This is a genomic window from Synechococcus lacustris str. Tous (genome assembly GCF_003011125.1).
GTDB lineage: Bacteria > Cyanobacteriota > Cyanobacteriia > PCC-6307 > Cyanobiaceae > Synechococcus_D > Synechococcus_D lacustris.
Genome location: NZ_PXVC01000020.1, coordinates 22828 through 29642, shown reverse-complemented (window position 1 = coordinate 29642; position 6815 = coordinate 22828). Strand labels below are relative to the sequence as shown.

The following is a 6815-nucleotide window of genomic DNA, read 5'->3' as shown; positions in this document are numbered from 1 at the left end:
CAATAGGGGTAATACCTGAGCAGTTAACACTTGAATGGCCACATCTGCAGGAAAAATCTGCCAACCTTCAATGGCAAATAGGGAACGAAAAAGCCCTGCTAGCGAAGGCACCGAGATCACCGCAGTCAAAGCTGAGCAAACCTGCAACACTGCTGCAAGCTGACGATCACCGCCAGCTTTAGCTGCCTTGCGCAAGGTAAGTGGCGCGCTTGGGCAGAGGGCCATCAAGGCAATTGCATACTTTGAAGCTGGTGATAAACCAGCGGTTAATGGTGATTGCAATAGCATTAATGCCAATAGGGGAACAACTACACAGGAAGCCACCAAAATTCGCAATAAAAAGCCTTGCTGTTTAATCCATCCCAGTAAATTTTTATTATCAACGCTCACCCCCAAGCTAAGCATTATTGTGAATAATGTTGCTTTAACTAATATTTCTGACAGTGAGTTCATCTTCCAGTGCCACCAATCATTAATAAAACAATCGCCACAAGGCCAATCAAAGTAATCATCACCGCAGTGSCAGCCGCAAGCGAAGGCTCCTCCTTATAGGTAAATTCCTGCCGTGATAAGCGCTTCAGATTTTTACGATGCACATGGGTGGCAGCGGCCATAGCCACCACACCAGTACCCACAAATGCATAGGAAATCAGTTGAACACTCCAGCCTTGATTAGCAATTCCAGTGGGGTTAGTGCTACGGATTGCAGAAACAATTTTATCTAAACCAAAACCAAAACTAATCAAAGAGAGGCAGGTGCGAATCCAAGCCATMAGGGTGCGYTCWGCCGCRTCRCGATTGCGYTGYTTWGCYARTTCATCGGTAATCGACATAGCAGCAGAATGTTTTTTGATGGTTAGGCCAGGGAACCTCTATGGGCAACCAGATTGAAATCCCTTAATGAGAAAAGCAAGCGGGCGGCGGGAATCGAACCCGCATCATCAGCTTGGAAGGCTGAGGTTTTACCACTAAACTACGCCCGCAAATCAAGCAAGKTTTGCTAGATCCTCAAGCATGATAGGCGCACCGTGCGCAAATAATCCCGCTTGGTTAGCTTGATTGAACCACCAGCTTCTAAGCCAAGCCTGCTTTCKGCAGGWAGTGAGCGGCGTTTGCTTTGGAGTTATGGCCTTGGCGATGCMGGCACCGGCATGGCCGCCACCCAAATGGGCTTCTACCTGTTTGTGTTTTTCACATCAGTTGTGGGCTTACCCGCCTGGATGGCAGGCAGTGTGTTGATGGTGCTCAAGCTTTGGGATGGCTTAAACGATCCATTTGTTGGCTTCCTCAGCGACCACACCAAGCACCCCCTTGGCCCKCGMATCCCTTGGCTTTTATACGGCGCCCTGCCCCTTGGCATTTTTATTGCCGCCAGYTGGTGGAATCCCCCAGGTGGCATCTGGATCAAATTTGCAGTGCTTGTTGTTATCGCTTCCTGCACCCAGGTGGCTTACACCTGCGTKAATTTGCCCTATTCCGCCCTGGCAGCGGAGCTAACGCCGGATATMGATCTRCGCACCAGGCTTAATGCCGCCCGWTTTACCGGCTCGATCGTGGCGGGCCTCAGTGGCGTGGTGATCGCAGCCCTAGTGGGCGTGCAAGTGAATGAATGCAATGGCGGTGCRGGCCTAAATGGTGATGCCTTCCTCGTGATGGGATTGATCACYGGTGTTGTGGTGGCCGCCGGCACCTTTGCCTGTGGCTGGGGTTTRAAACCCTTCGCTAAACACTGCCARCARCCCAGCGSAAAGCCAGAACCAATYAAGCAACAGCTGCTTCGCATCTGCCGCAATGGCCGCTTTTTAAAAGTGCTTGGTCTTTATTTACTGCTTTGGTGCGCATTGCAGTTGATGCAAACCGTGGCACTGCTYTATCTAAATGTGTTGATGCAGGTGCCGTCGAGCTGGAGCACCTGGATTCTGGTGCCATTTCAAATCAGTGCCCTGGTGGGCTTGCAGCTGTGGAGCTGGGTGAGCAGCCGTTGGGGCCGAATTACAGCCCTGCGCACCGGCGGCCTGYTGTGGATTGCCGCCTGCTTGCTGGCAATGCTTTTAGTGCCCTTAAACGCTTCGGTGGCGCCATTGGGTTCATTTAGCAATGGCCTTAATTTTGTGATGATCGTGATCACAATCCTGGCCGTGGGCCTCGGCGGYTCCACCGCATTTTTGATTCCCTGGTCTTTATTGCCAGATGCGATCGATGCAGATCCCGAAAAACCAGCRGGGCTTTACACCGCCTGGATGGTGGTAATYCAAAAATTTGGCATCGGCCTCAGTATTTTTGTGCTTGGCAATGTGCTCACCCTCAGTGGCTATAGGGCATGCACCAACGCMGCCCTATTGCCMCAATCAGCCCTCACCACCATCAGGCTTTGCATGGGGATAATCCCTGCTGTGATGGTGGTACTTGGTTTGTTRGTAGTTCGCCGCTGGCCGAGGCGTGCCCACATTGATGGCTTTCAACCATGAAAACACCCARATGGCTACAAAGGCTMGGCAGCAGTGCCTTAATCGGCGGCCAAGCCCTGGCGGCTGCCGCCCGGGGSAAGATTAATAAGAGTGAATTAATAGACAACTTGATGGAAGCTGGCCCGGGCAGTTTCCTTGTKGTTTTAATTACCGGCTTAGCTTCCGGCACCGTATTCAATATTCAAGTGGCTGCTGAATTAACGAAACAAGGGGCYGGCTCAACCGTTGGCGGCATTTTGGCCCTTGGCTTAGCAAGGGAGATAGCKCCCCTACTCACCGCCACMTTGATCACAGGAAAGGTGGCCACCGCCTATGCAGCCTCCTTGGGAACGATGAAGGTAACGGAACAGATTGATGCCATAACAATGCTTCGCACAGACCCGGTGGAATTCCTTGTGGTACCGAGGGTTTTAGCTTTACTGGTGATGTCGCCAGTGCAATGTTTACTATTTTTTGGGGTTGGGCTTTGGTCGGGACAATTCAGTAGCACCTTGCTTTATCGGATTCCACCAAATGTGTTTTGGAATTCGGTGCGCACTTGGATGCAGCCCAGTGATGTGCCATCGATGTTGATTAAAGCAACCGTATTTGGTTTGATTATTTCAATTCTTTCCTGTGGTTGGGGCTTAACAACACGGGGCGGGCCCAAGGAGGTGGGCACYAGCACCACAGGGGCGGTTGTGATGATTTTAGTGGTAATTGCAATCGTAGACGTAATACTTACTCAATTACTATTTGGTTAACTTATACTTTATCTTTAAAAATCTACAATTTTTWTGTTGGCAAAATGACTGAATCCAAAGCTTCMATTMYTMAAGAAATCACGCCAAGCCCCTKGGTGGCCCTTGGCATGCTGCTAATCGCTGCTTTTGCTGGCCTGMTCTATGGGCCATTGGCTKTAATTTTGGGTTTATTTGGCATTTTTTTAGCAATCCAAACTTACCTATTGCGATTGCGCTTTGAAGCGGATGCCCTGCTTGTATTGCGCGCTAAGGGCACGGTTGAAATTAAACGTTTTCCCTACAAAGATTGGCAATACTGGCAGATTTTCTGGCCGCCATTTCCTGTGCTGTTTTACTTTCGAGARGTGAACAGCATTCATTTCTTRCCGATGCTTTTCAATGCGGATCAATTAACGGAACAACTCACGCARCGGCTCGGTCCCAGCGGAAAAATTGAAACTGCGGCGTTAGCTGAAGCAGCTTCCCCTCCCCACTCAAACTAAAACGGGCAAGCTTGCCCTCTGCAGCAACAAAACCGCTGAAATTTCTTCCCCCWCCAGCTGCCTGCAAACTCACCAGCTGCACCTGTGCACCCACTGCCCTACTKAGCCGTTTGCGGATCAAACGCTTGAAGGCAATCGATGCAACTGGATTCATGCCGGATCCCGCAAGTTGATGAATCCGTCCTACKGCAACAAATGGCTATTAGCCGCCAARCAACAGAATTACTTTGGTATCCCGCAATACATAAACCCAGCTGGTGCCACACTGCCCAAAGCCACTTTCAAAGCTGTGGATGAGCCTTGGCAGCAATTGGCGCTCCAGGAGCTGCRGCAAAAACGCGCTGAGCTGCAGGCGGAAATCAACGTTTTGGAGAGCCGTAAAACCCAGCTAGAGGCTGAAATCAACAATCATTTTGTTGGTAATGCCGATGGCATAAGCCGCAGGGTTAAGGGCTTTCACGACTACCTAACCGYGGCACTGCAAGACCTYGCCCGCARTGTGGAGCAACTGCCTCTCATCCCTGAAACCGTAACGCTGCAGCCCTCACCCCTTGATCAAAGCAGCTCCAGCAGCGTTGCGGCAGAGCAAGCGCCAGCCCCCAGCACTGCCATCGGCATTTTTAGTGATGATGCCGATCTGATCATCGAGCGCCTCAACACATTTAAAAACAACCCCGATTTCTCCGCCGAGCCCTGGCAACTGCGCCGCAGCCTTGATGAAAATTCAATGCAACTGCTATTGMGTTGGTTCCTCGAGCAGGGGGGMCGAGGTGCCCAACCCAGTGGCGGCAGCCGCAATCGCAATGTGCTGGTAACGGCAGCAGCCGTAGCCACKTTGGGGGAGCTTTATGGCGATCGTTTTCAAACCCTTGTGCTCGCTGGCGAACCGGAAAGGCTTGGCGATTGGCGCCGAGGCTTGCAGGATTGCCTCGGCCTTACCCGCGAAGACTTTGGCCCCAATAGTGGTGTTGTGTTGTTTGAACGTCACGAGGCCCTGGTGGAAAGGGCCGACAGATTGGAGGAAAGGGGTGAGCTGCCTTTCATCGTTATTGATGCAGCTGAAGCATCAGTGGCAATTCCAATTTTGCAATTCCCCCTTTGGTTGGTATTTGCCGCTGATCCAGCCGAATTAAACAACCCCGAGGATCTGCTGTGATTGCCAACTACTTACTTGTGATACCGATTGCATATCTGCTGGGCTCAATCCCCAGTGGTTATCTGGCGGGCCGCTGGCTTGCAGGCATCGATATTCGTGAGCACGGTTCAGGTTCCACCGGCGCCACCAATGTGCTGCGCCATGTGGGTAAAACGCCAGCCTTAATAGTGTTCCTGGTGGATGTTTTCAAGGGCAGTGCAGCTGTTCTAGTGGCTAAACAATTGYTCGGCGGCGATGCCCATGGCTGGCTRGTGGCCGCAGGTTTATTAGCGCTGGCGGGGCACATCTGGCCCATCTGGCTTAAGGGCAAAGGCGGTAAAGCAGTAGCTACCGGCCTTGGCATGTTGCTAGGGCTTTTGCCGGCCGTGGGWTTAGCAAGCCTTGGGATATTTCTGTTAGTGCTTAGTTTCAGCCGGATCGTTTCGCTTTCCAGTGTGGTGGCGGCCCTTGCCCTGCCCGCCTTGATTTGGATCGCYGGCTACAGYCAAACCACCGCTTATATGGGCCTAGGTGTGCTTGCTGCCCTTCTGGTGGTTTGGCGCCACCGCGGCAATATCAAAAGATTGTTAGCCGGCACTGAACCAAAGATCGGCAAGCGCTCTAGCCAAGCTCACGACTCCGCTCCGCCGCCTTAAAAACAGCTTCCATCAARGCCGATCGCAAACCGGCCCGCTCCAGTTCCCTGAGGCCAGCAATKGTGGTGCCACCGGGGCTGCTAACCATGTCTTTGAGTTGGGCTGGATGCAAACCCTTTTGCTCCAGYAATAGGGCAGAGCCCCGCAGCATTTTGATTGCTAAATCAGTAGCTAACTGCCTTGGCAACCCAGCTGCCACCGCTCCATCAGCTAAACCCTCCACCACCAATGCTGCAAAGGCAGGTCCTGATGCAGTGAGCGCTAAAAAAGCATCCAACTGCTGCTCGGGCAGCTCCATCACTTCACCCACCAGTTCAAATAAGGCGATCACCTGAGCCCGCTGGCTAGGGCTAACGTCAGCGCCAAAAGCAATGCCCACCAACCCCTGTTGCACCAGCGCAGGGGTATTGGGTACCACCCGCACCACCCCATGGCCGGGAAATGCTTTTTGCAAGCGCTCAAGGCCCACCCCGGCCAGCACTGAAATCAAGAGGGGCCTAAAAGCAAGCGTATTTTGGCCGTGGGCTGGATGCTGCAAAAAAGCAGCAAGCTGTTGGGGCTTGATGGCAAGCAGTTGGAGGGGTGCAGCAARGCAAGGGCCAGGGTTGATCCCAACTTGTATGCCATAGCGCTGCTCTAATTTTTGCGCAGAGGCAGTAGTTGCTACGCAACCAACCACCTGCTGGGCTGTAAACAATTTTTGCTCAAGCAAAGGCTGCAATAGAGCCTGGGCCATCTGGCCTAAACCAATGAGCCCTAATTGATAGCCAGCAGTTTCAACCGTTAAGGGCATCCGTGCGGCCCCAGGCTGGGCTTGGAGCTGCGGGCTGCTCCAGGTTGGTGTCGCGGGAGATAACGCTTGGGGAAGCGGATTCCTCGGTGCTGGCGGTGGTAACGGTTACGCAGCTAGGGGCAAACAGGAAAATGCTTTCTCCCACCCGTTCCTGRTGTCCGTCGATGGCAAAGGTGCCACCTGCAACAAAATCAACGGCCCGCTGGGCTTGATCTGGCTCCATCATCGTGAGATTGATGATGATGGTTTTACGTTCGCGCAAAGCTTGAATCGCCTTGGGCATTTCATCAAAGCTGCGGGGTTCCATCACGATCACCTCTGCAGCACTGGAAGAAATGCCAGGCATGCCGATCACATTCGAGCCGATGAAACTTTCACCRAGGTCAAACTGATTAGCCATTGATAGGGCACCACCGCGGGGAGCTGGTTCACCAGCATCGATGGYYTCATCGTACTCAAGGTCGTCGTCGTAGTCGGAATCCAGGTAATCGTCACCCGTAACAACCGATTTCAGACGCGAGAACAATGACACCGTCTT

The 6815-nt window shown here is 52.6% G+C and carries 9 protein-coding genes, 1 tRNA gene and 1 pseudogene; 5 read left to right on the top strand and 6 right to left on the bottom strand.

Annotation, left to right across the window (positions count from 1 at the left end):
* The 3 genes and pseudogenes from C7K08_RS06400 to C7K08_RS06390 form a co-directional block, all read right to left on the bottom strand.
* Window positions 1-453 (bottom strand): annotated as a pseudogene (locus tag C7K08_RS06400) (transporter); the annotation flags it as partial.
* Window positions 450-833, bottom strand: a complete 384-nt coding sequence (locus C7K08_RS06395) for a YidH family protein (RefSeq protein WP_106499806.1) — start codon at window positions 831-833, stop codon at window positions 450-452. The pseudogene C7K08_RS06400 and the gene C7K08_RS06395, both read right to left, overlap by 4 nt.
* A gap of 79 nt (window positions 834-912) precedes the next feature.
* Window positions 913-983, bottom strand: a tRNA-Gly gene (locus C7K08_RS06390).
* 168 nt (window positions 984-1151) lie between these two features.
* Between C7K08_RS06390 and C7K08_RS06385 the strand changes: the two genes are divergently transcribed.
* Genes C7K08_RS06385 through C7K08_RS06375 form a run of 3 tightly spaced genes read left to right on the top strand, consistent with a single transcriptional unit; the run spans window position 1152 to window position 3693 of the window.
* Window positions 1152-2468 carry an MFS transporter gene (locus tag C7K08_RS06385; RefSeq protein ID WP_106499814.1) on the top strand — a complete coding sequence of 439 codons (1317 nt, stop codon included), beginning with the start codon at window positions 1152-1154 and terminating at the stop codon, window positions 2466-2468.
* Complete coding sequence (locus C7K08_RS06380) at window positions 2465-3211, top strand: MlaE family ABC transporter permease (protein ID WP_106499805.1); 747 nt, start codon at window positions 2465-2467, stop codon at window positions 3209-3211. Before C7K08_RS06385 ends, C7K08_RS06380 begins: the two co-directional genes overlap by 4 nt.
* A gap of 44 nt (window positions 3212-3255) precedes the next feature.
* The gene (locus tag C7K08_RS06375; RefSeq protein ID WP_106499804.1) at window positions 3256-3693 is read left to right on the top strand and encodes a DUF3119 family protein; all 438 of its coding nucleotides are present in this window, start codon (window positions 3256-3258) and stop codon (window positions 3691-3693) included.
* Here C7K08_RS06375 and C7K08_RS15870 read toward each other — a convergent pair.
* A complete protein-coding gene (locus C7K08_RS15870) occupies window positions 3614-3847 on the bottom strand; it encodes a hypothetical protein (RefSeq protein ID WP_162532471.1) in 234 nt (77 codons plus the stop codon). The genes C7K08_RS06375 and C7K08_RS15870 overlap by 80 nt on opposite strands.
* 135 nt (window positions 3848-3982) lie before the next feature.
* On the opposite strand from C7K08_RS15870, the gene C7K08_RS06370 reads away from it, so the two are divergent.
* Entirely contained in the window at window positions 3983-4849 is an 867-nt protein-coding gene (locus C7K08_RS06370; RefSeq protein WP_341272138.1) for a DUF3086 domain-containing protein, read from the top strand.
* A complete protein-coding gene (gene plsY, locus C7K08_RS06365; protein ID WP_106499802.1) occupies window positions 4846-5484 on the top strand; it encodes a glycerol-3-phosphate 1-O-acyltransferase PlsY in 639 nt (212 codons plus the stop codon). Before C7K08_RS06370 ends, plsY begins: the two co-directional genes overlap by 4 nt.
* Here plsY and proC read toward each other — a convergent pair.
* Both proC and C7K08_RS06355 read right to left on the bottom strand, forming a co-directional pair.
* The gene (gene proC / locus C7K08_RS06360) at window positions 5450-6277 is read right to left on the bottom strand and encodes a pyrroline-5-carboxylate reductase (RefSeq protein WP_106499801.1); all 828 of its coding nucleotides are present in this window, start codon (window positions 6275-6277) and stop codon (window positions 5450-5452) included. The genes plsY and proC overlap by 35 nt on opposite strands.
* Entirely contained in the window at window positions 6261-6809 is a 549-nt protein-coding gene (locus C7K08_RS06355) for a cell division protein SepF (RefSeq protein WP_106499800.1), read from the bottom strand. Before C7K08_RS06355 ends, proC begins: the two co-directional genes overlap by 17 nt.
* Between the last annotated feature and the right edge of the window lie 6 nt (window positions 6810-6815).